The 25,553-nt window shown below is 55.2% G+C and carries 29 protein-coding genes; 12 read left to right on the top strand and 17 right to left on the bottom strand.

What is annotated here, in order from left to right; all coding sequences use genetic code 11:
• Positions 1 to 39 precede the first annotated feature (39 nt).
• The 3 genes from OCA8868_RS13880 (at position 40) to phbB (ending at position 3,011) form a co-directional block, all read left to right on the top strand.
• The gene (locus tag OCA8868_RS13880; RefSeq protein ID WP_093997159.1) at positions 40 to 843 is read left to right on the top strand and encodes an EAL domain-containing protein; all 804 of its coding nucleotides are present in this window, start codon (positions 40 to 42) and stop codon (positions 841 to 843) included.
• A gap of 179 nt (positions 844 to 1,022) precedes the next feature.
• Positions 1,023 to 2,198 carry an acetyl-CoA C-acetyltransferase gene (locus OCA8868_RS13885; RefSeq protein ID WP_093997160.1) on the top strand — a complete coding sequence of 392 codons (1,176 nt, stop codon included), beginning with the start codon at positions 1,023 to 1,025 and terminating at the stop codon, positions 2,196 to 2,198.
• Between the two features lie 90 nt (positions 2,199 to 2,288).
• Complete coding sequence (gene phbB, locus OCA8868_RS13890) at positions 2,289 to 3,011, top strand: acetoacetyl-CoA reductase (RefSeq protein WP_093997161.1); 723 nt, start codon at positions 2,289 to 2,291, stop codon at positions 3,009 to 3,011.
• Positions 3,012 to 3,178: 167 nt separating this feature from the next.
• Here phbB and OCA8868_RS13895 read toward each other — a convergent pair whose 3' ends face one another.
• The 3 genes from OCA8868_RS13895 to OCA8868_RS13905 all read right to left on the bottom strand — a co-directional run bounded on the left by OCA8868_RS13895 (position 3,179) and on the right by OCA8868_RS13905 (position 4,441).
• The gene (locus tag OCA8868_RS13895) at positions 3,179 to 3,346 is read right to left on the bottom strand and encodes a YdcH family protein (RefSeq protein ID WP_093997236.1); all 168 of its coding nucleotides are present in this window, start codon (positions 3,344 to 3,346) and stop codon (positions 3,179 to 3,181) included.
• Between the two features lie 121 nt (positions 3,347 to 3,467).
• Positions 3,468 to 4,229, bottom strand: a complete 762-nt coding sequence (locus OCA8868_RS13900; RefSeq protein WP_093997162.1) for a tRNA1(Val) (adenine(37)-N6)-methyltransferase — start codon at positions 4,227 to 4,229, stop codon at positions 3,468 to 3,470.
• Entirely contained in the window at positions 4,226 to 4,441 is a 216-nt protein-coding gene (locus OCA8868_RS13905; protein WP_093997237.1) for a putative signal transducing protein, read from the bottom strand. Before OCA8868_RS13905 ends, OCA8868_RS13900 begins: the two co-directional genes overlap by 4 nt.
• A 56-nt stretch (positions 4,442 to 4,497) precedes the next feature.
• Here OCA8868_RS13905 and OCA8868_RS13910 point away from each other — a divergent pair, with 56 nt between their 5' ends.
• Positions 4,498 to 5,496 (top strand): polyprenyl synthetase family protein, encoded by a 999-nt coding sequence (locus OCA8868_RS13910; protein WP_093997163.1) that lies wholly within the window; start codon positions 4,498 to 4,500, stop codon positions 5,494 to 5,496.
• Here the strand turns inward: OCA8868_RS13910 and OCA8868_RS13915 are convergent.
• The 3 genes from OCA8868_RS13915 to OCA8868_RS13925 all read right to left on the bottom strand — a co-directional run bounded on the left by OCA8868_RS13915 (position 5,489) and on the right by OCA8868_RS13925 (position 9,857).
• Positions 5,489 to 6,340, bottom strand: a complete 852-nt coding sequence (locus OCA8868_RS13915; protein ID WP_245848273.1) for a 4-(cytidine 5'-diphospho)-2-C-methyl-D-erythritol kinase — start codon at positions 6,338 to 6,340, stop codon at positions 5,489 to 5,491. The two genes, OCA8868_RS13910 and OCA8868_RS13915, sit on opposite strands and share 8 nt — an antisense overlap.
• On the bottom strand, positions 6,333 to 8,069 hold the full coding sequence (locus OCA8868_RS13920) for a tetratricopeptide repeat protein (protein ID WP_093997165.1): 1,737 nt from the start codon (positions 8,067 to 8,069) through the stop codon (positions 6,333 to 6,335). Before OCA8868_RS13920 ends, OCA8868_RS13915 begins: the two co-directional genes overlap by 8 nt.
• 141 nt (positions 8,070 to 8,210) lie before the next feature.
• Entirely contained in the window at positions 8,211 to 9,857 is a 1,647-nt protein-coding gene (locus OCA8868_RS13925; RefSeq protein ID WP_093997166.1) for an electron transfer flavoprotein-ubiquinone oxidoreductase, read from the bottom strand.
• 215 nt (positions 9,858 to 10,072) lie between these two features.
• On the opposite strand from OCA8868_RS13925, the gene greA reads away from it, so the two are divergent.
• Both greA and OCA8868_RS13935 read left to right on the top strand, forming a co-directional pair.
• Positions 10,073 to 10,543 carry a transcription elongation factor GreA gene (greA, locus tag OCA8868_RS13930; protein ID WP_093997238.1) on the top strand — a complete coding sequence of 157 codons (471 nt, stop codon included), beginning with the start codon at positions 10,073 to 10,075 and terminating at the stop codon, positions 10,541 to 10,543.
• Positions 10,544 to 10,583: 40 nt separating this feature from the next.
• On the top strand, positions 10,584 to 11,600 hold the full coding sequence (locus tag OCA8868_RS13935) for a hypothetical protein (RefSeq protein ID WP_093997167.1): 1,017 nt from the start codon (positions 10,584 to 10,586) through the stop codon (positions 11,598 to 11,600).
• 7 nt (positions 11,601 to 11,607) lie between these two features.
• On the opposite strand, the gene OCA8868_RS13940 is transcribed toward OCA8868_RS13935, so the two are convergent.
• Both OCA8868_RS13940 and mobA read right to left on the bottom strand, forming a co-directional pair.
• Positions 11,608 to 12,192, bottom strand: a complete 585-nt coding sequence (locus OCA8868_RS13940; RefSeq protein WP_093997168.1) for a GNAT family N-acetyltransferase — start codon at positions 12,190 to 12,192, stop codon at positions 11,608 to 11,610.
• Positions 12,183 to 12,764, bottom strand: coding sequence for a molybdenum cofactor guanylyltransferase MobA (gene mobA, locus OCA8868_RS13945; protein ID WP_093997239.1), 582 nt, complete (start codon positions 12,762 to 12,764; stop codon positions 12,183 to 12,185). The genes OCA8868_RS13940 and mobA overlap by 10 nt, the downstream gene beginning before the upstream one ends.
• A 70-nt stretch (positions 12,765 to 12,834) precedes the next feature.
• Between mobA and OCA8868_RS13950 the strand changes: the two genes are divergently transcribed.
• Together OCA8868_RS13950 and OCA8868_RS13955 are read left to right on the top strand one after the other, a co-directional pair.
• Positions 12,835 to 13,548: an AzlC family ABC transporter permease gene (locus OCA8868_RS13950; protein WP_093997169.1), complete on the top strand. Its 714-nt coding sequence runs from the start codon at positions 12,835 to 12,837 to the stop codon at positions 13,546 to 13,548.
• The gene (locus OCA8868_RS13955) at positions 13,545 to 13,874 is read left to right on the top strand and encodes an AzlD domain-containing protein (protein ID WP_093997170.1); all 330 of its coding nucleotides are present in this window, start codon (positions 13,545 to 13,547) and stop codon (positions 13,872 to 13,874) included. The genes OCA8868_RS13950 and OCA8868_RS13955 overlap by 4 nt, the downstream gene beginning before the upstream one ends.
• On the opposite strand, the gene OCA8868_RS13960 is transcribed toward OCA8868_RS13955, so the two are convergent.
• From OCA8868_RS13960 to OCA8868_RS13975, 4 genes are all read right to left on the bottom strand, one after another.
• Positions 13,868 to 14,491, bottom strand: a complete 624-nt coding sequence (locus OCA8868_RS13960) for a hypothetical protein (protein WP_093997171.1) — start codon at positions 14,489 to 14,491, stop codon at positions 13,868 to 13,870. The two genes, OCA8868_RS13955 and OCA8868_RS13960, sit on opposite strands and share 7 nt — an antisense overlap.
• 7 nt (positions 14,492 to 14,498) lie before the next feature.
• Positions 14,499 to 14,633, bottom strand: coding sequence for an aa3-type cytochrome c oxidase subunit IV (locus OCA8868_RS13965; RefSeq protein ID WP_093997172.1), 135 nt, complete (start codon positions 14,631 to 14,633; stop codon positions 14,499 to 14,501).
• Between the two features lie 71 nt (positions 14,634 to 14,704).
• A complete protein-coding gene (locus OCA8868_RS13970; RefSeq protein WP_093997173.1) occupies positions 14,705 to 15,157 on the bottom strand; it encodes a DUF6173 family protein in 453 nt (150 codons plus the stop codon).
• Between the two features lie 14 nt (positions 15,158 to 15,171).
• Positions 15,172 to 15,633 carry an Lrp/AsnC family transcriptional regulator gene (locus OCA8868_RS13975; protein ID WP_093997174.1) on the bottom strand — a complete coding sequence of 154 codons (462 nt, stop codon included), beginning with the start codon at positions 15,631 to 15,633 and terminating at the stop codon, positions 15,172 to 15,174.
• 104 nt (positions 15,634 to 15,737) lie between these two features.
• On the opposite strand from OCA8868_RS13975, the gene OCA8868_RS13980 reads away from it, so the two are divergent.
• The gene (locus OCA8868_RS13980) at positions 15,738 to 15,977 is read left to right on the top strand and encodes a DUF6356 family protein (RefSeq protein WP_093997175.1); all 240 of its coding nucleotides are present in this window, start codon (positions 15,738 to 15,740) and stop codon (positions 15,975 to 15,977) included.
• Between the two features lies 1 nt (position 15,978).
• Positions 15,979 to 16,719, top strand: a complete 741-nt coding sequence (locus OCA8868_RS13985; protein ID WP_093997176.1) for a class II glutamine amidotransferase — start codon at positions 15,979 to 15,981, stop codon at positions 16,717 to 16,719.
• Here OCA8868_RS13985 and OCA8868_RS13990 read toward each other — a convergent pair.
• The 3 genes from OCA8868_RS13990 to OCA8868_RS14000 are packed head-to-tail and all read right to left on the bottom strand — an operon-like array spanning position 16,707 to position 19,655.
• Positions 16,707 to 17,735: an MBL fold metallo-hydrolase gene (locus OCA8868_RS13990; RefSeq protein ID WP_093997177.1), complete on the bottom strand. Its 1,029-nt coding sequence runs from the start codon at positions 17,733 to 17,735 to the stop codon at positions 16,707 to 16,709. The genes OCA8868_RS13985 and OCA8868_RS13990 overlap by 13 nt on opposite strands.
• Complete coding sequence (locus OCA8868_RS13995) at positions 17,728 to 17,958, bottom strand: hypothetical protein (RefSeq protein WP_093997178.1); 231 nt, start codon at positions 17,956 to 17,958, stop codon at positions 17,728 to 17,730. The genes OCA8868_RS13990 and OCA8868_RS13995 overlap by 8 nt, the downstream gene beginning before the upstream one ends.
• Positions 17,955 to 19,655: an acyl-CoA dehydrogenase family protein gene (locus tag OCA8868_RS14000; protein ID WP_093997179.1), complete on the bottom strand. Its 1,701-nt coding sequence runs from the start codon at positions 19,653 to 19,655 to the stop codon at positions 17,955 to 17,957. The genes OCA8868_RS13995 and OCA8868_RS14000 overlap by 4 nt, the downstream gene beginning before the upstream one ends.
• A gap of 124 nt (positions 19,656 to 19,779) precedes the next feature.
• On the opposite strand from OCA8868_RS14000, the gene OCA8868_RS14005 reads away from it, so the two are divergent.
• Complete coding sequence (locus OCA8868_RS14005) at positions 19,780 to 20,742, top strand: L-threonylcarbamoyladenylate synthase (RefSeq protein WP_093997240.1); 963 nt, start codon at positions 19,780 to 19,782, stop codon at positions 20,740 to 20,742.
• Here the strand turns inward: OCA8868_RS14005 and OCA8868_RS14010 are convergent.
• The gene (locus tag OCA8868_RS14010; protein WP_093997180.1) at positions 20,725 to 21,291 is read right to left on the bottom strand and encodes a YqgE/AlgH family protein; all 567 of its coding nucleotides are present in this window, start codon (positions 21,289 to 21,291) and stop codon (positions 20,725 to 20,727) included. The two genes, OCA8868_RS14005 and OCA8868_RS14010, sit on opposite strands and share 18 nt — an antisense overlap.
• Positions 21,292 to 21,405: 114 nt before the next feature.
• Between OCA8868_RS14010 and OCA8868_RS14015 the strand changes: the two genes are divergently transcribed.
• A complete protein-coding gene (locus OCA8868_RS14015) occupies positions 21,406 to 22,206 on the top strand; it encodes a protein-disulfide reductase DsbD domain-containing protein (protein ID WP_093997181.1) in 801 nt (266 codons plus the stop codon).
• Here the strand turns inward: OCA8868_RS14015 and OCA8868_RS14020 are convergent.
• Positions 22,203 to 25,532: an efflux RND transporter permease subunit gene (locus OCA8868_RS14020; protein WP_179214863.1), complete on the bottom strand. Its 3,330-nt coding sequence runs from the start codon at positions 25,530 to 25,532 to the stop codon at positions 22,203 to 22,205. The two genes, OCA8868_RS14015 and OCA8868_RS14020, sit on opposite strands and share 4 nt — an antisense overlap.
• Between the last annotated feature and the right edge of the window lie 21 nt (positions 25,533 to 25,553).

The raw sequence follows: 25,553 nt of genomic DNA on the forward strand, positions 1-25,553 counted from the left end.
AAGGTGCGTGTGCAAATAGGGGGATGAAGGGATCTGGGTATGGGATTGAAAAGGCCGACAAACGCTTGGGACGACCAAACACCGCGTGATCCGTTGGAATACGCGATCAGTGTGCGTGATCGGGATGTTTTGTCGATGGTGCGCACCGCGCTCGCTACGAATAATTGCCAGCTCGCCTTGCAGCCCGTGCGTACAACGGCCGCCGGATTTCCTGTCGCGTTTCATGAGTGCTTGATCCGGGTGATGGATGAAACGGGCCGCATTATTCCCGCAGCCCAATTCATGGGGCAGATTGAGGAAACCAGCCTCGGACGAGACATTGATGCCGCGAGTTTGCGGCTCGCGTTTCAGCTTCTCAAGCATCATCCCAATCGTCGTCTTTCCGTGAATGTCTCGGCGCGGTCTCTCGGAGATGCTGCGTGGCGTCGCGTTCTTGAGGAAGAGTTGGCAAGCGGGACAATAAACGCAGAGCGTATGATCCTTGAGATCTCTGAAAACAGCGCGATGCAATTACCGGAAGTCGTGATCCGTTTCATGGAAGAAATGCAACCGCATGGTTTAGCGTTTGCGTTGGACGATTTTGGTGCTGGCCTGACAGCGTTCCGGCACCTAAAAGATTTCTTCTTTGATCTCGTGAAAGTCGATGGTCACTTCACCCGCAACATTGATCAAGATCCAGACAATCAGGTCCTGGCTGAAGCGCTTATTGCTGTCGCACATCAGTTTGAAATGTACGCAGTCGCCGAAAGTGTCGAATCACAGGCCGAGGCAGATTTCTTGATTTCGGTCGGGGTGGATTGCGTTCAGGGGTACCATTTTGGCGTCCCGAAATTCTCTTTTTAACGTTAAACATCATGCGCGTTGCCGCAGTGCGGCGATGTGAACACCGCGTCTCCGTTGCGGAAATTGACTTCACGTCATATGCAAGGCTAACGGCAGCAGTAGGGCAATGCGTAACTTTCATGTTTCGAAATGTCTTGTTGCACCGTCGCTTAATGCCGGAATTATAGGGAACACCTTCAATGACCAACGTAGTTATCGCATCTGCAGCCCGCACAGCCGTGGGCAGCTTTGGTGGCGCATTCGCCAACACTCCAGCCCACGATTTGGGTGCAGCCGTTCTTACAGAAGTGGCCGCACGTGCGGGTGTTGACCCGTCAGAAGTTTCCGAAACGATTCTCGGTCAGGTGCTGACAGCGGGCCAGGGCCAAAACCCTGCGCGCCAAGCACACGTCAATGCGGGCTTTTCTAAAGAAGCGTCTGCTTGGTCGTTGAACCAGGTTTGTGGTTCCGGCCTTCGCGCCGTTGCGCTGGGCGCGCAACACATCATGCTCGGCGATGCGTCCATCGTCGCAGCGGGTGGTCAAGAAAACATGACAATGTCGCCTCACGCACAAGCGATGCGTGCTGGTCAGAAGATGGGCGACATGAAGCTCGTCGATACCATGATCAAGGACGGCCTTTGGGATGCGTTCAACCAGTACCATATGGGTCAAACCGCTGAAAACGTGGCTGAGCAGTGGCAGATTTCCCGCGACATGCAGGACGAATTCGCAGCTGGTTCGCAGAACAAAGCTGAGGCTGCGCAGAAGGCTGGCAAGTTCGCGGATGAAATCGCAGCGTTCACAATCAAGACCCGCAAGGGCGACATCGTTGTGGACCAAGACGAATACATCCGCCACGGCGCGACGCTTGAGGCAATGGCGAAGATGCGCCCTGCGTTCACCAAAGAGGGCACCGTAACAGCCGCCAACGCATCTGGCCTGAACGACGGCGCTGCCGCGACGTTGCTGATGTCCGCTGATGATGCTGAAAAGCGCGGGATTGAGCCACTGGCCCGCATCGCATCTTATGCAACTGCTGGTTTGGACCCGTCCATCATGGGTGTCGGCCCGATCTATGCATCCCGCAAGGCATTGGACAAGGCGGGTTGGTCCGTTGATGACCTCGATCTTGTTGAAGCAAACGAAGCCTTCGCGGCACAAGCCTGTGCTGTGAACAAGGACATGGGTTGGGACCCAGCCATCGTAAACGTCAACGGCGGCGCGATCGCAATTGGCCACCCGATCGGTGCGTCTGGCTGTCGTGTTTTGAATACGCTGTTGTTCGAAATGAAGCGCCGCGATGCGAAGAAAGGTCTCGCGACCTTGTGCATCGGTGGTGGTATGGGCGTCGCTCTTTGCGTTGAGCGTCCTTGATTTATTTTGCATCCGCAGCGTAATATTATTGCGCTGCGGAAAACATGCAGGTAACAACATTACCGAACAGATTCCTTGGAGGAGATTATTATGGGACGTGTTGCACTCGTAACAGGCGGCTCGCGCGGCATCGGCGAAGCTATTTCTAAGAAACTACAAGCGGACGGTTACACCGTTGCGGCAACTTATGCCGGCAACGATGAGGCGGCCGCGAAATTTACCGAAGCCACAGGTATCAAAACTTACAAGTGGAACGTTGCTGACTATGAAAGCTCAAAAGCGGGCCTCGCACAGGTTGAGGCTGACCTTGGTCCAATCGAAGTTGTTGTCGCAAACGCGGGTATCACCCGCGACGCACCATTCCACAAAATGACACCTGAGCAGTGGAACGAAGTCATCGACACGAACCTCACAGGTGTTTTCAACACGGTCCACCCGATCTGGCCTGGCATGCGTGAGCGTAAGTTCGGCCGCGTTATCGTGATTTCTTCGATCAACGGCCAAAAGGGGCAGTTCGCGCAAGTTAACTACGCTGCGACGAAGTCTGGCGACCTCGGAATCGTGAAATCCTTGGCCCAAGAAGGCGCTCGCGCAGGCATCACAGCAAACGCTGTTTGCCCGGGTTACATCGGCACCGAAATGGTGATGGCGGTTCCTGAAAAGGTTCGCGAAAGCATCATCGGTCAAATCCCGGCGGGCCGCTTGGGTGAGCCAGAAGAAATCGCTCGTTGCGTAGCATTTCTTGCATCTGACGATTCAGGTTTCATCAACGGTTCAACGATTTCTGCAAACGGTGCGCAGTTCTTCGTCTAAGAAACGTTCTTTCGGAAAAACAAAAGGGCGGGGTTATCCCCGCCCTTTTTGTATTCAGAGCTTTTCCACGCCAAGCGACTAGGAAAGATCAGTAGGCCATTGGCCTAACGCTCTCGCCGCTTTGGTTGACGCAGGCGCTGGCGTTTCACCGCCAGCACCGAGTTCGGTTATGCGGGCGTGAGCCTGTTAATTTCTTCTTTAAGGTGGAGTTTTTCTTTCTTGAGGCGCGACACTTCAAGATCGTCGCTGCCCGGGCTTCGCTGGGCTTTTTCGACGGCATCCGAAAGGCTATCGTGCTTCTTCTTGAGTTCCTGCAGGTGGGACGTCAAGCTCATGTTATTCCTCCGATACTGGTTGAGTAGTCCTGAAATTTGACCATAGAATTGTGCATCTGTCACGCCGCGCGGCAGCATTCCGACACAATCGGTAGAACACCGCCAAATCATTGCGAAAAAGTTAATCGGGCAACGAGAACGCAAAGCCCTGGCGCAAAACATCTGCGACCTCGGAGCGGTAATCCGGCTGATCATTCACGTGAATTTCGCCTTCGTGCAACGCGATTGGAGCGTGAAGTTTGAAAGGCCCACGCGTTCCTTTTCGCGTGCGCAGAATAAAACGATCGGCGGGGCGGTTGATACGCCCTGAAATCGGATAAACCGCGACGTCACCCAAACGCGTATCAATCGCATTCAGAACGTCGGGTAAACGGTCCGCCTTCTGGATCATGGAAAGCCAACCTTTGGGCTTCAGGCGACGGGTGGCCGCATCCAGCCAGTCCTTCATCGACGTATCCCCAGCAAAAGCGATGTCACGGTCTGCACGTGGGCTCGCCTTACCTGCAGTGCGCTCAAAATAGGGCGGGTTGGTGATGACATGGTCAAATGTGCGCGCGGTGATGTCTTGCGGCAATGCACGCAGATCAGCAGTCGATATTTGCGCGTCGATGCCGTTGGCCGCTGCGTTCTTGCGGCAAAGCTCAGCGTAGTGAGGTTGAATTTCCGCGCCAAAAAGGGTCAGCCCCTGCACACGCTTGCCGAGGCAAAGCATCGCTGCACCCGTTCCGCACCCGAGTTCCAAAACAGATTGCCCTTCAATCGCAGGCACACTTGCCGCCAGTAACACGGGATCAATGCCCGCGCGGTAACCTTTAGCGGGTTGTTCCAGCATCACCTGACCGCCAAGGAACGCATCGACGGTTGTGTTGAAACCCTCGCTCACAGGCCTAAATCAATATCGTTGGCCTTCAAAACCGAGGTGGCGATGAAGTGATCCTCACGACGCACCATCAGGCGGCGTGGCAATATGCCCAAAGATCCATCAAGGATGCTCATATTTACGTCCAACTCGAACACCTCTATATCCTCACCCTGTAAAAGGGCTTTGGCGAAAGCGATGATTGTGATGTCATTTGTGCGCAAGAGTTCTTTCATACCCATGACTTAAGGTGCTAGCCGTACCTTTGTCGAGTAACAGACGGAGCAGGTGCATGAGCTTGGACAACGCCGCGACAAAACCACACGAACGTCTGGCTGCTGCTTTGGCGGATGAGATGGATGCGGTGAACGTCCTGATCCGCGAGCGCATGGCGTCTGAGCACGCGCCGCGTATCCCCGAAGTCACCGCCCATTTGGTTGAGGCAGGTGGCAAACGCCTGCGCCCGATGTTGACCTTGGCTGCGGCGAAAATGTGCGGCTATGAAGGCCCGTATCACGTGCACTTGGCTGCAACGGTTGAGTTTATCCACACAGCGACCCTGTTGCATGATGATGTCGTTGACGAAAGCGCACAGCGACGTGGGCGACCAACTGCGAACCTGCTGTGGGACAATACCAGCAGCGTGTTGGTCGGCGACTATCTGTTCGCGCGGTCGTTCCAGTTGATGACGGAAACTGGCTCGCTCGATGTGCTGCGTATTCTTTCCAACGCGTCCGCGACGATTGCCGAAGGTGAAGTGCTGCAACTGACCGCGGCGAGTGATCTGGCGACGACTGAAGACATTTACCTTCAGGTCGTGCGTGGCAAAACGGCAGCACTGTTTTCAGCGGCGATGGAAGTCGGCGGCGTGATCGCTGGTCGCGATGATGCGACTGTCAAAGCGTTGTTTGATTACGGCGACGCGCTAGGCGTTGGATTCCAGATTGTGGATGATTTGCTCGATTATGCGGGCACGGACGCAATTGGCAAAAACATCGGCGATGACTTCCGTGAACGCAAACTGACCTTGCCAGTGATCAAAGCGATCGCATTGGCTGATGCTGACGAACGCGCTTTTTGGGAACGTACGATAGCGAAGGGCCGCCAAGAAGACGGCGACTTGGAAGTAGCGTTAGAAATATTGGCCAAACACGGCACACTTGAAGCGACCAGACAAGAAGCTTTGGCGTGGATGGAAAAGGCGAAGGCGGCATTGGCACCATTGCCGGATCACGCCATCAAGCCGATGCTTCTGGACCTCGCGGATTACGTTGTCGCTCGCGTTAAGTAGGGGCTTCATCCGTTTCGGCGACCCACCATTCAGGATGGGATACGCGCAGTGCCTTCGCCGCATCGCTTTGTGCATCACTATCTTCAAACAACGCAAAACAGGTCGCACCTGAGCCGGACATCCGTGCCAGAGTGCACCCCTGCTGGGCCGACAGCGCCGCAAGAACATCAGCGATCACCGGTGCGGCAGTAAGGGCAGGGGGCTGTAAGTCGTTGCGCTGGTGCGCGATCCAGCCAACCCAATTATCTGTATCGAACGGGTCGGGCATGTCAGCGGGCATTGGCGTGTTTGACTTGCTTTCGAGCTCGTTGAAAACACTCGCTGTGGAAACGCCAATTTTAGGGTTTACCAAAACGATATCCAGCATCGGGGCAGGGCCGAGCCTTTCCAACTCATTGCCAATACCGCTCATTTTGGTCAGCTCAGTCGTCATGCAAACAGGGACGTCCGCGCCAAGCGAAAGAATTGTCTTAGCGTTTGGCAAAGGAACATCCCAAAGCCGCGCTAGTGCCCGAAGTGTTGCCGCTGCATCCGCAGAGCCGCCGCCAATCCCTGAAGCCACCGGCAGGTTCTTGTGCAACGTGATAGCTGCCCCATCTGGCACCCCAAATGACCGCGCGGCACGAAGGACGAGGTTGTCGTCGTCAACCCGCAAATCATCGGCAAAAGGGCCCTCGATCGTCAGCGATAGTGTGCCGGCGGGCGCAACGTGAATTTCGTCTCCAAGGCTTGTGAACATCACCAAACTGTCGAGCAGATGATAGCCGTCGGGCCTGACCCCGGTCACATGCAGTGACAAGTTTACCTTGGCAGACGCGCGTTCAACGATCGTGCCATCAGTCACCGTTTGCGACCTCGACAGCTGGAGCAGGGGAAACGCCCTCTTCGGCGTAAACCGCATGAAGACCAATTTGAAGCTTGCGGCGAATGCGTTCGGCCTCGATTTCTTCGGGTTCGAACGATAATGCACGACGCCATTGAAAACGCGCCTCAACATCACGTCCGACCATCCAGTAAACATCCCCAAGATGGTCGCTGATGATCGGGTCATTTGGTTCCAGTTCAGCAGCGCGTTCCATCGGGGTGACTGCTTCTTGGTAACGCCCGAGCTTATAGTAGACCCAAGCAAGGCTATCGACGATTGCGCCGCTGTCTGGGCGGGCAGCAATCGCTTTTTCGATCATGGTTAGGGCTTCATCGTAGTTTTCAGTAAGCCCGCGATCGACCATCGAGTAGCCGAGGTAATTCAAAACTGAAGGCTCATTCGAGTTTATGGCAAGGGCTGCGCGAAAATCTGTTTCTGCGGCGTCCCAATTATCAAGTCGTTCATTGGAAATACCCCGCGAGTACAACAACCACCAACGGATGGTGGCCGTTTCAGGGTATCCATCAAGTGCGGCGGTATAGGACGCGCGTGCTTCGGTGTACTGTTCTTCGCGGCGATAGATATCGCCAAGGGACGCGTGGGATAGCGGCAATTCGGGATGGCTGCGTGTTAGTTGGGTTAATACCTCGATGGCTTGCTCGGATCTTTCAGCTAGTCGTAACGCCTCGGCGCGTCCGATTTCGGCGCTGTGGTATGCTGGGTCTTCAGTTGAAACCTGCGCAAATGTTTGGGCGGCGGCATCATGTTGGTCAAGCGCGTTCAACAGGCGCGCAGCGGCGATATGGGCGTCTGCATCATGAGGTGCAATATAACGTGCGGCCTGTGCGTATAGCAGCAGATAGCTTTCGTTTGCTTCCCCAGCGAGGATTTCGGACAGGCCCATGAACGCGAAAGAGATGCCCGCGCCTGGCGTTGAAATTACCCGCTCAAGATCTGGGACCTCGCCCGCTTCGATCGCATTTCGCAGTGCAGCTATCTCAGGTTCCGGATCATTTCCAAAGGCGCGGTCGGAAATGTCGGCGGCGCGCTCGAACTGTTCGAGTTGGCACAGGATTTGGAGATGCGCCACCACGGAGGCACGGGTTGGAACGACACCGACATTTGGGGGTAAATCATAAATCGCATTCGCGCCTTCCAGATCGCCCGACATGGCAAGCGCTAGGGCTTTGTGTTGCTGCCCAAAACTGCGCAGGCCAGGGGTGTCTATAACCTCATCAAAGCGCATCAGGGCGTGATCCAAGTCACCGTTACCCACATAGGCCCACGCCTGACTTAGTCCATCGATAAGTGGGCCAACTTCATGTCCGGCTTCGATTAATTCAAAAATGGCACCCCAATCTTGCGCACGCGCCGCTTGCGCCATCAACGCGATATTGGCGATCTGGCTCTCGCCGCCAGCCTCAAGGAATGGGCGGGCAATACCCGCGGCTGATTGAATTTCGCCTGTGCCGACAAAGGCGGTGATGGTTTGCTCCATCAAAGACAGATTGTTGGCATCTGATAGAAGAGCGTCGTGAAAATAGTCAGAGGCAGCAGAGTAGTCGCCAATCATCCCCGCTTGACGCGCTGCGAGGTAGGCGCCTGCGTTTGGATCAGCCGTAACCGGGTACGCGAGGGCGAATGTTGCGGCAATTGTCGAGAAGTTAAATACCGTGGAAAGGCGTGAAGGCAAGGTCAGCTCCGACATTGTGGGTTGCCGCAGCCTAAGGCCGTGGAATCGCAGGAGCAAACAACATTTCCGCTATCTTGGTGAGTGCGCGGTATCTCGCAGGGACTGAAACGAAAAAGGCCCCGCGAAAGCGAGGCCTTTTTGAATTTAATTCCGAAGTTACATGTTCGGGTAATTAGGCCCGTCGCCACCCTGTGGAACCGTCCATGTAATGTTCTGGCTCGGGTCCTTGATGTCGCACGTTTTGCAGTGAACGCAGTTCTGGAAGTTGATCTGGAACTTGCGGTCCGCTCCCTCGCCGATGAACTCATAAACACCTGCCGGGCAATAGCGTGCAGATGGCCCCGCAAAGTCAGGGAAGTTCACGGATGTCGGGATGTTCTCATCCGTCAGCTTCAAGTGCGCAGGCTGGCTTTCCTCGTGGTTGGTGAAGGAAAACGCCACGTTTGTAAGGCGGTCAAAGCTCAGCTTGCCGTCTGGCTTTGGATAATCAATTGGCTGGTGCTTCGCGGCCTTTTCAGTCGCCTCAGCATCGGACTTGCCGTGCTTGATCGTACCAAACAGTGAGAACCCGAACGTGTTTGTCCACATGTCCAAGCCACCACCGATAAGCGATGCAACCATGCCCCAGCGCGACCACATCGGTTTAACGTTGCGCACCTTCTTCAGGTCTTTGCCGATCGCACCGGTCCGTACTTCGGTTTCGTAATCTGTCAGCTCATCAGAACTACGGCCAGCACCGATAGCAGCATGTGCAGCTTCGGCTGCGGCCATGCCGGACAGCATGGCGTTATGGTTGCCCTTAATGCGCGGCACGTTGACCATGCCAACAGAACAGCCAAGCAGCGCGACGCCTGGGGCCGTCATCTTAGGCATGGACTGATAGCCGCCCTCAGTGATGGCACGCGCGCCGTAGGCAATACGTTTGCCGCCTTCCAACAGGTCCGCAACCATCGGGTGGTGCTTGAAACGCTGGAATTCCATGTATGGAAACAGGTGCGGGTTTTTGTAGTTCAGGTGAACCACGAAGCCGACGTAAACCTGATTGTTCTCAAGGTGGTAGATAAACGACCCGCCGCCCGCGTTACTGCCCAACGGCCAGCCGCTGGTGTGGGTGACTGTGCCTTCTTTGTGCTTAGCTGGGTCGATTTCCCAGATTTCTTTCATGCCGATGCCAAATTTCTGCACATCAGAATCCGCCGCAAGGTCGTATTTCGCGATGACTTCTTTGGACAGCGACCCGCGAACACCCTCAGACAGGAACACGTACTTGCCGTGCAGCTCCATGCCGGGCTCGGAATCGGGGCCGATTGTGCCGTCAGCCTCTAGGCCAAACACACCCGCAACGACACCTTTAACTTCGCCGTTGTTACCGTAAACCAGTTCGGAACACGCCATGCCCGGGAAGATTTCAACGCCAAGTTCTTCGGCCTGTTCAGCCATCCAGCGGCAAACGTTGCCCATGGAAACGATGTAGTTACCGTGGTTGTTCATCAGGGGCGGCATCGGGAAATTCGGAATGCGAATTTTGCCGGCCTCACCGAGAAGGTAGAAATTATCCTTTTTAACCGGTGTGTTAAGAGGTGCACCTTTGGCTTTCCAATCAGGAATCAATGCATCAAGCCCGCATGGATCAAGAACGGCACCAGACAAGATATGCGCCCCAACCTCAGAGCCCTTTTCAAGCACAACCACGGACAAATCCGCATCAAGTTGCTTAAGTCGGATTGCAGCGGAAAGGCCTGCTGGCCCCGCGCCTACAATCACAACGTCATATTCCATAGATTCGCGTTCTATCTCGGCCATATTGGGCCTCCCTGCGGTAAGCGTCTAAAGTTGAAAAACTGGATATAGGAGGACAAGCTTGGCGGCAATCTCGCTGCGACATAAAATTGCGTCTGGACGACCCAAACGTAACGTCTGCAAATAAAGCGGTCTGCGATGTCGATGCCCCTTGAGGCGATACCCACGTGCGGGTTAAGCATATGCACTTGTAAAACCGAAGTTACGGAATGGTTGAAATGGAAAAAATACCGCTTACACGCGCAGGCTTTGACAAGCTGGATGCTGAACTCAAGCACCTAAAGACTGTTGAACGCCCCACGATCATTCGTGCCATTTCTGATGCGCGCGAACACGGCGACCTTTCCGAGAACGCGGAATATCATTCGGCCAAGGAAAAGCAGTCCTTTATCGAAGGGCGTGTTAAGGAACTTGAAGGCGTAATTTCGCTCGCGGATGTCATTGACGTAAGCAAGCTGAGTGGCGCGATCAAGTTCGGGGCACATGTAACCTTGGTGGATGAAGATACCGATGTTGAGACGACATATCAGGTCGTCGGTGAATATGAGGCCGACATTGAAAATGGTCGCCTCAATATGAAATCCCCAATCGCGCGTGCGTTGATCGGGAAGGAAGAGGGCGACAGCGTCGAAGTACGCACGCCAGGTGGTGTTAAGTCTTACGAGATCCTTTCGATCGTTTTCAACTAAACCCCCAACTATTGGGCCATTTAAATAAGGCACTTGGCGCATGACGGACGGTCCGAACAAAGCAGATGTATCGCTCAGGGCGAGTACGCGTTCTGACGGCGTTCGTGTGACTGCGATTGAAATCATCGCGATTGTTATCAGCCTGATCTGGCTTGTTGGCGTTGCGGTGTTTTTCTTGGTTTTGCCGGGGGAAGAAGAAAGTGCAGCGCAGGTTGATAGCCTTCGGTTCGTAATGACATTGATGGCGATTTTCTTGCCGATCGCGATGATTTGGATCGCGGCACTTGCTGCGCGTTCGGCCAAGGTCGTGCGCGAAGAGAGCCAGCGCTTGCAGGCAGCAATAGACGCAATGCGCCAGACCTACGTCGCGGATCGGCAGTCTCGCGGGACAGGGATTGAACCAACCGTTGAACGTAAACTGAACGAAATTGCCCGCGCGACCCAGAAAACGGAAACAACACTGGCAACATTCGCAACCTCACGTCCGGCTGAGCGTGTTCACGCAGCGCCAATGCCCGCGGCCGCGACGGGTTCGGATGACCAGCCAAGCCTTGCACTGGGCACGACGGCCGAAGATATCGCGCCGCCAATCTCGCGCCCTGATCTGGTGCGTGCCTTGAACTTCCCGGACACCGAAGCAGACGAGGTTGGGTTCGCCGCCCTGCGTCGTGCTTTGAAGGATCGTAATTCCAAACAATTGATCCAAGCCAGCCAAGACGTGTTGACGCTTATGTCGCAAGACGGGATCTACATGGATGACCTGCGCCCAGACCGTGCGCGCGCTGAGATTTGGCGCCGCTTTTCGCAAGGCGAACGTGGTAAGTCCGTTGCAGCACTGGGCGGCATTCGGGACCGGTCTTCACTCGCACTCACCGCGGGTCGCATGCGCGAAGACGCGATTTTCCGTGATGCTGCACACCACTTCCTGCGTAAATTTGATCAAATGCTGGTCGCGTTTGAAGCTGAAGCCAGTGATGAAGACATTGCCGCGCTTGCAGAAACTCGTACCAGTCGCGCGTTTATGTTGCTGGGGCGTGTGACTGGCGCGTTCGACTAGTGATCGACTAGGTTTTACGGGTCATCGTCGTAGCGCTGTTAAAACCGAAAAAGAACTTTAGTGGGCCAAGGTACTGGTCTTCGCCTGCTACAAACCCCCTTCGTTCATAGAGCGCGCGTGCCCGCGGGTTGGTGTCAATTACGTCTAGGCGTACTTCCTTGAATCCTCGCGCGCGTGCCTCGTCGGTTATGGCATCCAGCAATGCAGTTCCAACACCCAACCCGCGTGCGTTGTCGCGTACGAATATCCCGTCCATCAGAAATCGTTCGTTTTCTGTGTCGCGTTCTAACAGCGCCAATAACCCGACACGCCACGTACTTCCGATCCATCCATAGTGACGGGCAAGGTCACGCCATGTTCCCCCAACAAGTGCACCTTTGATAGTTTTGAACCCTGCGACCCCCAGCAAAACACCAGCCTCGTCGCGTGCGCATAAGGCATGTGTCGGGTCGAGAACGCTTTCGAAAAAGGCTGTCGCACGGTGGGTTGGGCCCATAACACGACCCAGTTTTTGGCCGAAGGCTTCCCAATACATAGAAGCGATCTGCGCCCGTTCGTCTTGCTTGAAGCCTTTTGAAACTGTCACAGCCATTGTTCAGCAGCCATTAAGTTTTCTTTTGTGTTGATGTTGAAAAACGACGGGGGCGTCGTTTCGGGAAAATGTGCAGTTGCGGCGCCTTGGGCTTCGGTGAACATGCGCACCTTGCGGTGTCCTTCGGTTAAAAACGCTGCAAGTGGCTCCCGCAATGACACGGGCCAAATCCCAAACGTCCCATGAAGCCCATCTTCTGTCGCCGCGATCGCATAGCCCTCTGGGTGCGATAAGCCCGCCATAAGTAATTGGGGAACTAGGTCGCAAGGAAAAAATGGGGTATCCACGGCGACACTCACGATATGCGTGGCGCCATTTTCGTTTGCCCAATCGAGGCCAGCCAATACCCCCGCAAGCGGGCCAAGTCGTTCAGTTGTTGCATCCGCGATAACAGGAAGCTTTGAATCAAGGGGTTCATTGGCGTTTACCACAATGCGAGCGACCTGCGGTTCTAAACGATCAACCACACGCGAAAGCAGCGTAGCGCCACCCAGCGAGAGGCCAGATTTCAGGGCACCACCCATTCGAGTGCCAAGGCCGCCTGCAAGAATTAGGCCAAGTGGTTCGCGCATCATTGAACGCCTTATTGTCAATTGGTTGTGCCAGAGCTATGGCGGTTGTAGCGAAATGTAAGGCAGCTTGATGACCGACGCACCCCAGAAATCATACTATTGGATTGGCTTTCGCGAAGGGCTGCCGTTCCTGTTGGTCGTGGTCCCATTCGGGCTGCTGTTTGGCGTGGTTGCAACCGAAGCGGGTTTCACGGGCGTTCAAACGATGGCTTTCTCGTCCGTTGTTTTCGCAGGTGCCGCGCAGTTCGCAGCGCTACATCTAATGGCCGAAGACGCGCCCTTCTTGATCATCGTCGCGACAGCCTTGGCGGTGAACCTGCGAATGGCGATGTATTCGGCGTCTCTGTCAGTATGGCTGGGCAAAGCGCCGCTGTGGAAACGCGCGCTCATTGCTTATGTAAACGTTGATCAAAGCTACGCGGTGTCGATCAACCGCTTTGAAGACGAACCACATTTGACACTGTCCCAACGCATCAGGTTCTTTTTTGGTGCCGTTACACCCGTATGCCCTATGTGGATCGTCGCAACGGGGCTGGGGATTTGGCTCGGTGATACAATCCCTGACTGGATGGCACTGGATTTCGCGGTGCCGATTTGCTTCCTCGCCATTATCGCCCCAATGATGCGGACATTGGCGCATATGATTGCAGCCGTTATTTCCATCGTCTTGGCGCTGGTCCTTTCTGGTCTGCCATATAACCTTGGCCTGCTCGTCGCGGCTGTCGTCGCCATGATCGTTGGCGCACAAGTCGAAGTCATGATGAACCGGAGGGCAACGACATGAGCGCGGGTTATATCTGGACGATCATCATCGTGCTTGGCATCGGCACTTATCTGATCCGCTTTTCGTTCTTGGGGCTGATTGGCGGCAAAGACCTTCCCGAATGGGCGTTGCGTCATTTGCGCTACACCGCAGTCGCGGTTTTACCGGGCCTTGTTGCGCCATTGGTACTCTGGCCCGCTGCAAACGGCGGCGAAGTTGAACCCGCCCGTCTAAGCGCCGCCTTGGTCACATTTGCCGTGGGTCTACTCACGCGCAATGTTATCGCCGCCATCACGCTTGGCGGGGCAACGTTGTTTGGCATGATCTGGTTGTTGGGCGCTTACTGAGTAGCGCTTAGCTCGCGGTCGATTTCAGCTGCGGCAATGCTTTTGTCATCGCTGTCAGTCTCACGATACTCGCGGCTACGCACACCTGGAATCCGAGCAAAATCATCCGAGAGATTACCAGGGAAGAACGTACGACGAAGGCTAGAAAAACCAGGCAAGCTGGCCAGCATCGCGGATGTGTGCGTCGTGCAAGCGGCTTTGGGCGTCGGTCCGTTGGCAATGGCGCGTTGCATAGCCATTTCAGCGACCTCTGGCGAAACGTCGACCTCTTGAACAAGGGTATAATACGTCTCACGCGAGTGGTAGGACAGGTATAGTTGGTAGATTTGCGGGTTGATGCCGAAGTGCACATCGTTGCGTTCTGGGATAGAGGAATGACCAAACGTTCCCGCCGGGTCCCAGAGCACACGCTGGCTGGCGTTGATAAGCAATCCCGTGTGAGCCCCGTTATCTGATCCAACATTTTTCATGGTGAGAAGTGTCAGCGACTTCGGGCCAGGTTCTACATAAACCACGCGGTCAATCGCGGCCTGTGGCGCGATAACTTCTTCACGCGTTACAGTTCCGCAGGCCGCAAGGCCAAGCGGTGCAGACAGCATAAATGCACGGCGTTTCATGCGTAGATTAACCGTTTACCAAAGCAATAAAGATCAGAAGCAAGATGCTGATAATCGCACCCTTCGTGACCATGCTCATGAAACCATCAAATGTTTTTTCCTGAACTGAGATGTCCATTTCGCCGTGCTTATGTTCAGCCATGTCTTGTTCCTTTGTATTCTTTGATCTCGATCTAGACGATTCAGGGGGCGTTGTCAGCCCCGCTTATCCCGTCAGGACGTCGCATCTTCCGCTTCCAGTTCCGCAGCAAGCCTGAACCCGATCCGTTCAGGTTCGTCGGCTTCAACCTGTTTTGGCAAAGCGCGCAGCATAACCGACAATTGGCTGACATGCTGGATCAGCTGTGTTTTGGTGCCAGACGGGTCGGCGCCGTAGAATGTAATAATATCAGGGTCATAGTAGCCCATGCCCTCGATTTTGATGACGCCTGAACTGTCGCCAGCAAAGCCCATTGCAACTTCGTGTTCGTTGTCGAGCTGTTTTTCAAAGTTCTGGATGTACAAAATCAACCGCTCATAGGCCCAACGTGCGGGACTCTTGGGGTCCGTTCCTTTTATCGCACTAGCGTCTGGCGCGCATTTATTTGGGTCCGTGTGGACCTCGCGAAGCTGCGGCAGGGCATCCAATTCCAGTGCTTCTGCAGAAGTGTCTATTTGGTCATCCATGAATGTCTTCTCGGCTAAAGGGGCAGGGCGGTTGTGTCTTTGATGTCTTCCATAACGAAACTTGCCGAAATATCCGAAACAGAAATTCGTGATGTCAGACGTTTGTAAAAGGTATCGTAGGCTGCAACATCTGCAAGGCGAACCGATAATACGTAATCCAAGTCCCCCGTCATACGCTGGGCAGTGGTAATTTCCGGCAACGCAGCAACTGCAACGGCAAAATCCTTTCGCCATGCATCCGAGTGGTGATCGGTGCGGATCAAAACCAACACCGTAAGCGGACAGCCGAGTTTAATCGGGTCAAGCAATGCCACCCGCGCACGAATTACGCCGCTCGCTTCCATTGCCTTTATGCGCCGCCAACAGGCGTTGCGCGATAGAGCGACTTTCTCAGAAATCGCATCAACGGATTCTGTTGCATCGTTTTGCAGAATGTCGAGTATTCTGTGGTCAATTGTGTCCAGTTGGTGGTTCATGTTGGGATACTATCCCAATTTTAGGCATAGAAGCTAGGAATTTTGGGACGTTTTTCGCGTGATCTCGAAATAGTTTTGTGAAAATCACCAACAGGAACCCGAATATGTCAGATTCTACGAACACAAACCGCCCTTCCAGCCTAATCGATCGTTGGTTTTTGGCGCACCCCGCAACGGTTAATGAGACATATTTCCAGCACATGCGTTTTGCGTTTGGGTTTGCATTCTGGCTTATCACGGCTGGCCTTGCGGCTGTGATCCACGCGGTTTTTCCTGCTCTATGCGAGACAACAGCCAGCCGAATCTTGCGCAAATTGACCGATCGCATCGACGCGCGTCACTGATATGTGCCGGATTGCTGCCTATTCCGGGCCATCTATTCCGCTGGAAAACATTGTCGTGCGCCCCAAACATTCGTTGCTGGAACAAAGTCAGCACGCGAGTGAGGCGAAGTTGGCTGTAAATGGCGACGGGTTCGGCATCGCGTGGTACGATCAGGACGAAGCACCAGGCCTTTATCGCGACGTGTTACCTGCCTGGGCTGATGGCAACCTGACGAGCCTGTGTCGCATGGTCCGATCACGTCTGTTTATTGCCCATGTGCGTGCCGGCACGGTCGGTGAAACAAGCCGCCAAAATTGCCATCCGTTCAGCTATGGCCGTTGGTCATTTTGCCACAATGGGCAGGTGCCGCATTTTCCAACGATCCGGCGTCGCCTTGAGGCAGCTTTACCCGATCATCTTTACAACGCGCGTGGAGGGTCAACTGATAGCGAGATGATTTTCCTGACCTTGCTGGCAAATGGTTTGGCGAACGACCCAGATACGGCGATGGCGGCGACACTGGAACAGATTGGCGCTGGGCGCGATCCGGTTAAGTTGACCTGCGTATTTTCGGATGGTCAAACGCTGTTTGGGTTTCGCCATGCATCTAAAGGAAACGCGCCGACACTTTATGCATCAGATACCTTGGACAATGGCGGATTGGCCTTTGCATCTGAGCCATTGGATGGCGGGGCATGGGACGCTGTGCCCCAGGGCGAAATCGTGGAATTGGCTGGGCTTAAGTCCTGTCAAGCAGCCTGAAACCAGTAGGCTTCGTCGCGCAACTCACGCGTGGCTCGGCCGGTTTGGTGCAGGTGGTTCAGGTGGGCCAGTGCCTCGACCAAAGCTAACCCATAAACACCTTCGCTGATTTCACGCTTGAACAATGGTGCAAAGCAATCGCCAGCGCGTTTGGGTTCAGCGATATGCGCCGCTAGGCGTTTCAGCCCGCCATGATGGTTGTCGATAAGCTGCTTCATGCGTTTGGGCAGCCCGGTGAAGGGTAGCTTATGCCCGCCCAGCACCAGATGGTCTTCTCGCGCGAACTGCGCAAGACGTTCGCATGCTTCCAACCATTCCGCCAACGGATCAGCGTCTGGTTCGGTTGGGTAAACACCGATGTTTGGGCTGATAGAAGGCAACAATTGATCGCCACCGATCACCAAATTATCGTCACGGCTCCAGAAGGTTGCATGTTCCGGCGCGTGGCCGTTCCCCATGCGAATGTCCCATGTGCGCCCGCCCATCTGGATCGTGCCACCCTCTTGCAGGCGGGTGAAACCAAGCGGCAAAGGATGGACGCAATCGGCAAAATTAAACGGACGGTCCTCGCGGCGTTTCGCGAGCATTTCAGGGTCCATACCAGCTCGTTGATAGAACTTGATCGACTGCGACGGGTATGCGGGCTGTTCATCCAACGTCAGCATTCGCGCCATCAGCCAACCAGTGCGCGGCATTGCCAGTTCTGCACCCGCCTCTTGGAACCATCCCGCCAAACCGATATGATCGGGGTGGTGATGGGTGCCAATAATGCGATTCACGCGCTTACCCGCCAGTGGCCCCGCCAACAGTGTTTCCCAAATTGCACGGGTCTTGCGGGAGTCAAAGCCCGTGTCGATAATTGTCCAACCGTCCCCGTCGTCCAGCGCATAGACGTTCACATGGTCCAACGCCATCGGCAGCGGCAGGCGCATCCACAATACACCATCAGCAATGACCGTGGCCTCGCCATGTTCAGGCGGTTCTGGCCAAGGGTAGTGAATTTTTCCATCAGCCATTTCGCGGGTGATCCTTCGCAAGTCGCTCGTTTCCACGGCGGTAGTTCCCAGTTAGTCGAGCCATACTGTCCTGCGCGTCAGAAGGCGATGCTTCGTTCATGTCTTCCATGAATTCCGCAGCAGTGTCACCGCGCAGCGTCGTTGCGACGCGCCTATGGTGCGAGATCACAACATCGCCGTTTTTCCGGTACTTATATGAAAAGCCGGAAGGCGCCCCGCTCATGACGCGAGATCATCAATCGTGACCGCCATAAGGTCATCCGCGCCTTCGCGAACATGCGCCAAAAGCCCGATGTGTTCAGGCAAGGTGCGTTTGATATAAAAAGTCGCCAAACGTTTGCGTGCGCCATCATCGCTTAGGGCCGCCGCAAGATGATAGTGCCCGCCAAGAACACGCGCAAAGGCGCGAAGGTATGGCACAGCCCCCGCAAAGCGGTCGTTCAAATCTTGGGACACCAACCACTCGGTTGTTTCGCGCAATGTTTCGGCCGCCAGCCACACGGGTTCAGCCAAGTCAGGCAAAGTCGCCTTGCCCGCTTCGGCAGCAGCCTCGATTTCATCGAGGAGTGCAAAGGCGGCATCGCCGTTGTCCATCATTTTACGGGCCACAAGGTCCATCGCCTGGATGCCATTCGTACCTTCGTAAATCGTGGTGACGCGAACATCGCGGGCGTATTGGGCGGCACCAGTTTCCTCAATAAATCCCATACCGCCGTGGGTCTGAATGCCAGTCGCGGCGACTTCGACACCAATGTCAGTTCCAAAGGCTTTGGAAATCGGTGTCAGCAAGGCAGCGCGCGCATCCCACGCATCGTCACCCGTCGCAGTTGCCATATCAATTGCCACCGCATTCGCGAGGGAAATTGCCCGCGCAGCGAAAACGTCAGCCTTCATGGAAGCGAGCATCCTGCGCACATCCGCGTGTTCTGCAATGGTGCCTGTGCCCTTGGCTTTGCCCTGCTTTCGATCAGTCGCGTAGGTCAATGCGTGTTGATATGCAGCTTCCGCGACACCGATACCTTGGGTCGCCACGCCAAGGCGTGCGTTGTTCATCATCGTAAACATCGCTGCCAAACCCGCGTGTGGTTCGCCAACAAGCCAGCCTTTCGCGTTGCTATATTCCATTACCGCGGTTGGTGAGCCGTGCAGCCCCATCTTGTGTTCCAAGCTGACAACCCGCAGCGAGTTACGCTCGCCCAAGTTTCCATCTTCGTCGGGAATGAACTTCGGCACCATGAACAGGCTGATCCCTTTAACGCCGTCCACCGCATCGGGCAGGCGTGCCAAGACAAGGTGGCAAACGTTTTCAGCGAAATCATTGTCGCCCCATGAGATATAGATTTTCTGGCCAGAAACAGCGTAACTGCCGTCATTGTTCGGTTCAGCCTTAGATCGCAATGCACCAACGTCGGATCCGGCCTGCGGCTCTGTCAGGTTCATCGTACCCGTCCATTCGCCGGAAATTAGCTTGGGCAGATAAATCTCCTTAAGGGCGTCGCTCGCATGGTGTTCCAGCGCTTCGATCTGGCCCTGACACATCAGTGGATTTAGCTGTAGTGACAAGCACGCACCCGCCATCATGTCATTTACGGTGGTCGCCAAAGTGAGCGGCAACCCCATGCCGCCATTTTCAGGCGACGCGGAAATCCCAATCCAGCCACCCTCTGCAATGGCTTTAAATCCTTCTGCGAACCCCGGTGAAGTCCGTACGATCCCGTTTTCCAAGACCGCAGGATGCTCATCCCCCGGTCGTTGCAAAGGCGCAAGGACCTCGTCACTTAACTTCGCGGCCTCAGTTAGGATTGCGACACACATATCTGGTGTGGCATCTGAAAAACGGTCAGTGGCAGCGACTTGGTCGAAGTCGACGACATGATCCAGCAAGAAACGAAAGTCTGAGATAGGCGAGCTATAGGGCATAGGATGTCTCCGAGGGGAGGAAGTTTCAAACAGGGTGCCTTGGAATCGAAAGGGCAGCCGCGTATGTGAGTGCTAACTGAAAGGCTAGTCACATGTGCCATACCCGCAACCAAAACGCGACGTCATGAATAGTATTACTACACAAATATTTGCAGATGATGTTGCCGGTTTGAGGGGCGCTGCTGAGGTGCTATCAGCGGGTGGGCTTGTCGCATTTCCGACGGAAACTGTGTACGGGTTAGGTGTTGATGCGCGCAATAGCGACGCGGTCGCAGGGCTTTACGCAGCTAAAGGACGACCGAGTTTCAATCCGCTGATTGTGCATGTTGCCAGTATAGAGGCTGCCGAAGAATTCGTTGTGTTTGACGATATCGCGCGCGCGTTGGCACAAGCATTCTGGCCGGGTGCATTGACGCTCGTGTTGCCCCTGCGCCCAGACGCTGGAATTTCACCATTGGTTACGGCTGGCTTGGATACGCTCGCCGTGCGCGTACCGGATCACCCTGTTGCGTATGGATTGATGGAAGCATTTGCTGGACCTATTGCTGCGCCATCTGCGAACCCCTCCGGTCAAATCAGCGCGACTAAGTTTGCCCATGTGCAGAGCCAGATGTCAGGCCGGATCGACGGTATCGTCGACGGTGGCGATTGTGGTGTTGGGCTTGAGTCCACAATCATTGCATCCCAACCCGTGCCGACATTGCTGCGGGCGGGTGGGCTTCCTGCCGAGGCATTAGAAGCCGCATTGGGTGACAAACTTGCGCTTGCAGGTGACACCGCCGCGCCGTCATCCCCAGGACAATTGGCGTCCCATTACGCGCCAAAAGGAACAGTGCGATTAAACGCGACTGAAGTTGAGGTTGGCGAAACCTTGTTGGGCTTTGGCGCTGTAGACGCCGCGGTCAATCTTTCACCATCAGGTGATCTGGTCGAAGCCGCCGCGAACTTGTTTGACGCATTGCACCAGCTAAACGCGCTAGGTGCAGAAAAAATCGCCGTATCCCCGATCCCCGATCATGGGTTGGGGCGCGCAATCAACGACAGGCTGCGCCGTGCCGCCGCGCCCCGTTCAGGCGCTGCCGCCTGAGGCCGACAACATGAGCGGATCAACGCCAAGGATTTTTAGCGCAGCACTCCATTTATGCTCAGCCGCGCGGCCAAACAGAATGTCTTCATTGGCATCGCTCACCAGCCAACCATTGTTGACAAGCTCACCCTCCAGCTGGCCAGGTCCCCAACCTGCGTACCCAAGGCCCAGCATTGACCGATTTGGCCCGCTGCCTGTGGCAATATCTTCCAGAATGTCGAGGGTCGCAGTCATAGCGACGCCATCCGCAACCTCCATCGTGCCCGCGCCCGACGCATAGTCCGAGGTATGTAAAACAAAACCGCGCCCTGTTTCGACCGGCCCACCATAGTGGATACGAACGTCCACCGTCAGCTCGCCATCATCTATCGACAGCTGCTCAAGCAGTTCGGAAAAGCGCACGCCGGTCGCTGGTTTGTTGATGATCAACCCCATCGACCCTTCCGAAGAATGCGCACAGATATAAATCACCGCATGATCAAAACGCGGATCCCCCATATCAGGCATCGCAATCAGAAGTTTGCCAGTAAGGTCAGTGATGTCAGTCATGCCTTAATGATGGGGGCGCGGCTTGCTGTGCGCAAGAGCCACAGCGCGTGATACTGACATATCGCTAACCCAATCGTGACTTCCTTTTGCAGGGCGTTTGGCGGACTAAGGCATATGACATCAAAGATTCTCTCCTCTGTTCTCGCGCTTTGCATGGCGGCTCCCGCTCTTGCGGGGCCAACAGATGGCGTTGTTGAACTGGAAATTCTCGAAGGTTGGCGCACGAACAACGGTACGCATATGGCGGGCCTTCAGGTGCGTCTCGCGCCCGGTTGGAAAACCTATTGGCGCGCTCCCGGTGATGGCGGAATTCCACCGCGTTTTGCTTGGCAGGGCTCCAGAAACTTTGATGGCGTGTCGATGCACTGGCCTGTCCCAGAAGTGTTTCACCAAGGCGGCATGCGTTCTATCGGATACAGCGAAGTCGTTGTGATACCCCTTGAATTGAACGTCACCAACCAAAGCGCCCCTGTGCAAATGCGCGGACAAGTACAAATCGGCATCTGTGATGAAATCTGCGTACCCCTCATGTTGGACTTTGATGCTCTACTGCCAACGAACGGCGCACGCGATCCGATGATTGTTGCAGCCTTGCTGGACCGCCCCCAAACCGCACAAGAGGCGGGGGTAGGCGCAGTAACCTGTTCAATCACCCCAATTGACGACGGATTACAGGTGACGACACGGGTCGCAATGGCCGCCATGGGTGCAAGCGAGGATGTAGTAATCGAAGCGGGCGATCAGCAAGTTTGGGTATCCCAGCCAGAAACGTGGCGCGAAGGTGACGCTTTGTTCGCGCGGTCTGATATGATCCACGTGAACGGTGGCGGCTTTGCGTTGAACCGCTCTGAAGTGCGTATCACAGTCATGGCGGACGGGCACTCTGTCGATATTCAAGGGTGTGACGCGGGTTAGGCCGCTCTACGCAACCGCGCCATTCTGAACTCCACGACGACATAGATCGCCAGCAGCCAAAGCAATGTCGCAATCAAGAACACCCCGATTGCCAAACCAACGCCCGCGATCTGAAACGGCAACAGCGCCCATTTCGACTCTGTCAGCATCACCGGCGCAACGATCATGCCGAAAAGGGCAGCAGCCCCAAACGCCGCGATGCGCGTTGGCGTTGAAATGCCACGGGATGAGCTTGTTAGCCCACGTTTGGCTGATCGAACCTGAACTGCAACATCGCTCTGCATCGCCATCAGTGACGGCACAATGAACAACACCAACACCATGCCAAAACCCAACCCATAAACGAGGGTGATGACGGTTGGTTTCAGGAACTCCGCTTGGCTAGACCCCTCATATAACAACGGGGCGAGGCCCAGAACCGTGGTGAGGGTCGTCAGCAGCACGGGGCGCAAACGGTCGCTGACACCATCAATAATTGCGGGAATAATCCCGCGTGTTTCGGCGTACTCATCGATAGTTTTCACCAGCACGATTGAATCGTTGATGATGATACCCGTCATTCCAAGCAGCCCCACAACCGTGAACATCGACAACGGAACATCCCATACAGCGTGGCCGTAGATTGTCCCGATCAGACCAAACGGAATGATCGCCATAACGACAAGCGGGCGGGTCCAGCTTTGGAAAATCCATGCAAGCGTTAGGAAGATGCCCGTCAGGCAGAAAATCAAACCTGTACGCGCATCATTGAGGAATTCGTCCTCTTGCTCGCTCAACCCCGACAGGGACGTGGATACCCCATAAGACGCTTTGACCCTCGGCAGGATGTCCTCTTGGATCAGCCTTTGAATTTCCGCTGCGCGATCCGCGTCATCATCGGTCAAATCGCCCGTGACCGAAATCAGTTGCACGCCATTCTCACGGTTCACAGTTGAAAAGCCAGTTCGCGATTGCACGGTCACAATATCGGCCAGCGGAACATAAGCGCCCGACGTTGCCCGCATTTGCGTACGATCAAGGAAATCCGCGGTAAGCTCACCTTCAGGCAGTTCAACACGGATCGTCGCGGAACGCGGCCCATCTGGATACGTCGCCGCCTCAATGCCCCCCAAACGGTTGCGTAACACGCGCCCAAGCCCGTCGATGGTAAACCCAAGCGCTTGGCCTTGCGGGGTCAGCTCCAAGATCAATTCTTCCTTGTCATAGGCTAGAGAATCTTCAACTGCTGAAACTTCACCAAACTGCGCCAATTCCGTCTTCAGGGCTTCGGCCGCCGCTTTCAGAATTTCAGAGGACGCACCAAAAAGCTGAATATCGATGTCATCCCCTCCCGGTCCGCTCCCGAAGCGACGGAAGGAAACTGTCTCTAGCATAGGGTGGCGAACCACGCGCTCCTGAAGCTCTGTGATGAAAGCAAAGCTGGAGTACGGACGACTGTCCGCGTCGATCAACTCAATCGCGATAGCGCCCAGCTGATCGGCGTCTTTGTTCTCAGTCCCCGCGATACCACGCCCAGAATTGCCGCCAATTTCCGCGATCACATAGTCCAGCGGATTGGCACCATACTCCGCCTCATATTCCGCACCAACGGCCTGTGTGATCTCCTGCAGGGACGCCATCATCTCCAGCGTATCTTCGCGGGTCGCACCGGGGAGCATGGCAAAATTCGCCGTAACGCTGCCTTGCTCCGGCGAGTTGAAGAACCGCCACTGAACATCACCGCGAATAAACGATGCAGCCTGCACGGACAGCAATACAATAGCGAACGCCATGACTGGATAGCGCGCCCAAATCACACCAGCCATGAACGGGCGGAACGCGTGTTCTTTGAACCAGTCAAACCCACGGTTCACAAAACGCGATGGCGCGTCATACCATTTTTTCCCGCCAGCACGGGACAGCGCCTTGTACATATGGTGCGGCAGAATGAAGAAGCACTCGATCAGGGACGCAATCAGAACGACGATCACAGTAAAAGGAATATCTGCGATCAAATCCCCAAATCGCCCGCCAATGATGATCAAACCAAAGAACGCGATGATCGTCGTCAGGGTCGCGGAAAACACAGGGCTGAACATTTTCTTGGCGGCATTTTCAGCCGCATCAGCCGCGCTTTCACCAAGTTTTCGATACCGATAATCCGCGTGCTCCCCCACAACAATTGCGTCATCAACGACAATACCAAGCGTGATGATCAGCGCGAATAGCGAGATCATATTGATCGTCAGCCCCGAGGCATACATCAGCGCAATCGCGCCACACATCGCCACAGGAATACCCGCTGCGACCCAAAACGCCGTGCGGGCGTTCAGGAACAAGAAAAGCAACGTGACCACCAACCCAAGCCCCATCAGCGCATTTGCATAGAGGATATTCAGACGCCCCGTGATCAGTTCGGCACGCGCGCGGATCAGCTCAATCTCGGACCCAGCGGGCAAGGTCGCCGCATAGGCCTCGGCGACTTCTTCAACAGTTTCTTGTACCTGAATGGCGTCGCCAGTCGCAGCACGATCAACGCGGATCGTTATGGCGGGATTGTCGCCAACAAAATACGCGCGCTCACGGTCAACGCCTTCAACAAACACCTTCGCGATATCGCCAATCAACAACGTCGCACCGGTTTCATCCGTGCGCAAAACAATCGTTTCAATTTCGTCGGCGGTGCGTTTCTCAACGCCTGTTCGCACACGCGCCGAACTGGTGACATCGCCCGCGGGGTCAGCGTTCACTTCCTCGGCAATCGCCGCAGAAATGTCAGCCATCGAAATATCGTGTTGGATCAACGCAAGCGACGGCACTTCGATGATAGTCGATGGGGCCGCAACCCCACGAATGGTGGTTCGGGTCACGCCTCGCGCAAACAAACGCACGCTAAATTCATCCGCAAAACGGCCCAGTTGTTCAGGCGCGACGGGACCTGTGATGACAACATCTGTCACACGGTCTGACCACTGTCCGCGCCGCACGTTAGGGTCCTCGGCATCGTCAGGCAGGTTTGACGTTGCATCAACAGCCAGCTGCACGTCCTCAGTTGCTTTGGCCATGTCCCAACCGGGCGAGAATTCCATCGAAATTCGCGCGGACCCCTCGGAGGATCTCGAAAACGTATTTGTTACGCCTTCCACGCCAAGCAGTGCAGGTTGCAGGACTTGAACTATCGCGTCGTCAACATCTTCGGCCCCCGCACCGGACCACTGAACCGAGACAGTGACGTTGTCGACAATAACATCAGGAAAGAACTGCGCACGCATTTTGGGGTAGGCGGCAAAACCAGCTGCCAACACGATCACCATTAGCAAGTTCGCGGCGGTGCGGTGGCGGGTCATGTAAGAAAGGATGCCGCGGAT

Source organism: Octadecabacter ascidiaceicola, from assembly GCF_900185015.1.
Lineage (GTDB): Bacteria > Pseudomonadota > Alphaproteobacteria > Rhodobacterales > Rhodobacteraceae > Octadecabacter > Octadecabacter ascidiaceicola.

What these genes read in the sequence shown, in the direction of transcription:
- OCA8868_RS13880 (WP_093997159.1), top strand. Translation starts at nt 40, where the DNA reads ATGGGATTGAAAAGGCCGACAAACGCTTGGGACGACCAAACACCGCGT.
- OCA8868_RS13885 (WP_093997160.1), top strand. Translation starts at nt 1,023, where the DNA reads ATGACCAACGTAGTTATCGCATCTGCAGCCCGCACAGCCGTGGGCAGC.
- phbB (WP_093997161.1), top strand. Translation starts at nt 2,289, where the DNA reads ATGGGACGTGTTGCACTCGTAACAGGCGGCTCGCGCGGCATCGGCGAA.
- OCA8868_RS13895 (WP_093997236.1), bottom strand. Translation starts at nt 3,346, where the DNA reads ATGAGCTTGACGTCCCACCTGCAGGAACTCAAGAAGAAGCACGATAGC.
- OCA8868_RS13905 (WP_093997237.1), bottom strand. Translation starts at nt 4,441, where the DNA reads ATGAAAGAACTCTTGCGCACAAATGACATCACAATCATCGCTTTCGCC.
- OCA8868_RS13910 (WP_093997163.1), top strand. Translation starts at nt 4,498, where the DNA reads ATGAGCTTGGACAACGCCGCGACAAAACCACACGAACGTCTGGCTGCT.
- OCA8868_RS13920 (WP_093997165.1), bottom strand. Translation starts at nt 8,069, where the DNA reads ATGTCGGAGCTGACCTTGCCTTCACGCCTTTCCACGGTATTTAACTTC.
- OCA8868_RS13925 (WP_093997166.1), bottom strand. Translation starts at nt 9,857, where the DNA reads ATGGCCGAGATAGAACGCGAATCTATGGAATATGACGTTGTGATTGTA.
- greA (WP_093997238.1), top strand. Translation starts at nt 10,073, where the DNA reads ATGGAAAAAATACCGCTTACACGCGCAGGCTTTGACAAGCTGGATGCT.
- OCA8868_RS13935 (WP_093997167.1), top strand. Translation starts at nt 10,584, where the DNA reads ATGACGGACGGTCCGAACAAAGCAGATGTATCGCTCAGGGCGAGTACG.
- OCA8868_RS13940 (WP_093997168.1), bottom strand. Translation starts at nt 12,192, where the DNA reads ATGGCTGTGACAGTTTCAAAAGGCTTCAAGCAAGACGAACGGGCGCAG.
- mobA (WP_093997239.1), bottom strand. Translation starts at nt 12,764, where the DNA reads ATGCGCGAACCACTTGGCCTAATTCTTGCAGGCGGCCTTGGCACTCGA.
- OCA8868_RS13950 (WP_093997169.1), top strand. Translation starts at nt 12,835, where the DNA reads ATGACCGACGCACCCCAGAAATCATACTATTGGATTGGCTTTCGCGAA.
- OCA8868_RS13955 (WP_093997170.1), top strand. Translation starts at nt 13,545, where the DNA reads ATGAGCGCGGGTTATATCTGGACGATCATCATCGTGCTTGGCATCGGC.
- OCA8868_RS13960 (WP_093997171.1), bottom strand. Translation starts at nt 14,491, where the DNA reads ATGAAACGCCGTGCATTTATGCTGTCTGCACCGCTTGGCCTTGCGGCC.
- OCA8868_RS13965 (WP_093997172.1), bottom strand. Translation starts at nt 14,633, where the DNA reads ATGGCTGAACATAAGCACGGCGAAATGGACATCTCAGTTCAGGAAAAA.
- OCA8868_RS13970 (WP_093997173.1), bottom strand. Translation starts at nt 15,157, where the DNA reads ATGGATGACCAAATAGACACTTCTGCAGAAGCACTGGAATTGGATGCC.
- OCA8868_RS13975 (WP_093997174.1), bottom strand. Translation starts at nt 15,633, where the DNA reads ATGAACCACCAACTGGACACAATTGACCACAGAATACTCGACATTCTG.
- OCA8868_RS13980 (WP_093997175.1), top strand. Translation starts at nt 15,738, where the DNA reads ATGTCAGATTCTACGAACACAAACCGCCCTTCCAGCCTAATCGATCGT.
- OCA8868_RS13985 (WP_093997176.1), top strand. Translation starts at nt 15,979, where the DNA reads ATGTGCCGGATTGCTGCCTATTCCGGGCCATCTATTCCGCTGGAAAAC.
- OCA8868_RS13990 (WP_093997177.1), bottom strand. Translation starts at nt 17,735, where the DNA reads ATGGCTGATGGAAAAATTCACTACCCTTGGCCAGAACCGCCTGAACAT.
- OCA8868_RS13995 (WP_093997178.1), bottom strand. Translation starts at nt 17,958, where the DNA reads ATGAGCGGGGCGCCTTCCGGCTTTTCATATAAGTACCGGAAAAACGGC.
- OCA8868_RS14000 (WP_093997179.1), bottom strand. Translation starts at nt 19,655, where the DNA reads ATGCCCTATAGCTCGCCTATCTCAGACTTTCGTTTCTTGCTGGATCAT.
- OCA8868_RS14005 (WP_093997240.1), top strand. Translation starts at nt 19,780, where the DNA reads ATGAATAGTATTACTACACAAATATTTGCAGATGATGTTGCCGGTTTG.
- OCA8868_RS14010 (WP_093997180.1), bottom strand. Translation starts at nt 21,291, where the DNA reads ATGACTGACATCACTGACCTTACTGGCAAACTTCTGATTGCGATGCCT.
- OCA8868_RS14015 (WP_093997181.1), top strand. Translation starts at nt 21,406, where the DNA reads ATGACATCAAAGATTCTCTCCTCTGTTCTCGCGCTTTGCATGGCGGCT.
- OCA8868_RS14020 (WP_179214863.1), bottom strand. Translation starts at nt 25,532, where the DNA reads ATGACCCGCCACCGCACCGCCGCGAACTTGCTAATGGTGATCGTGTTG.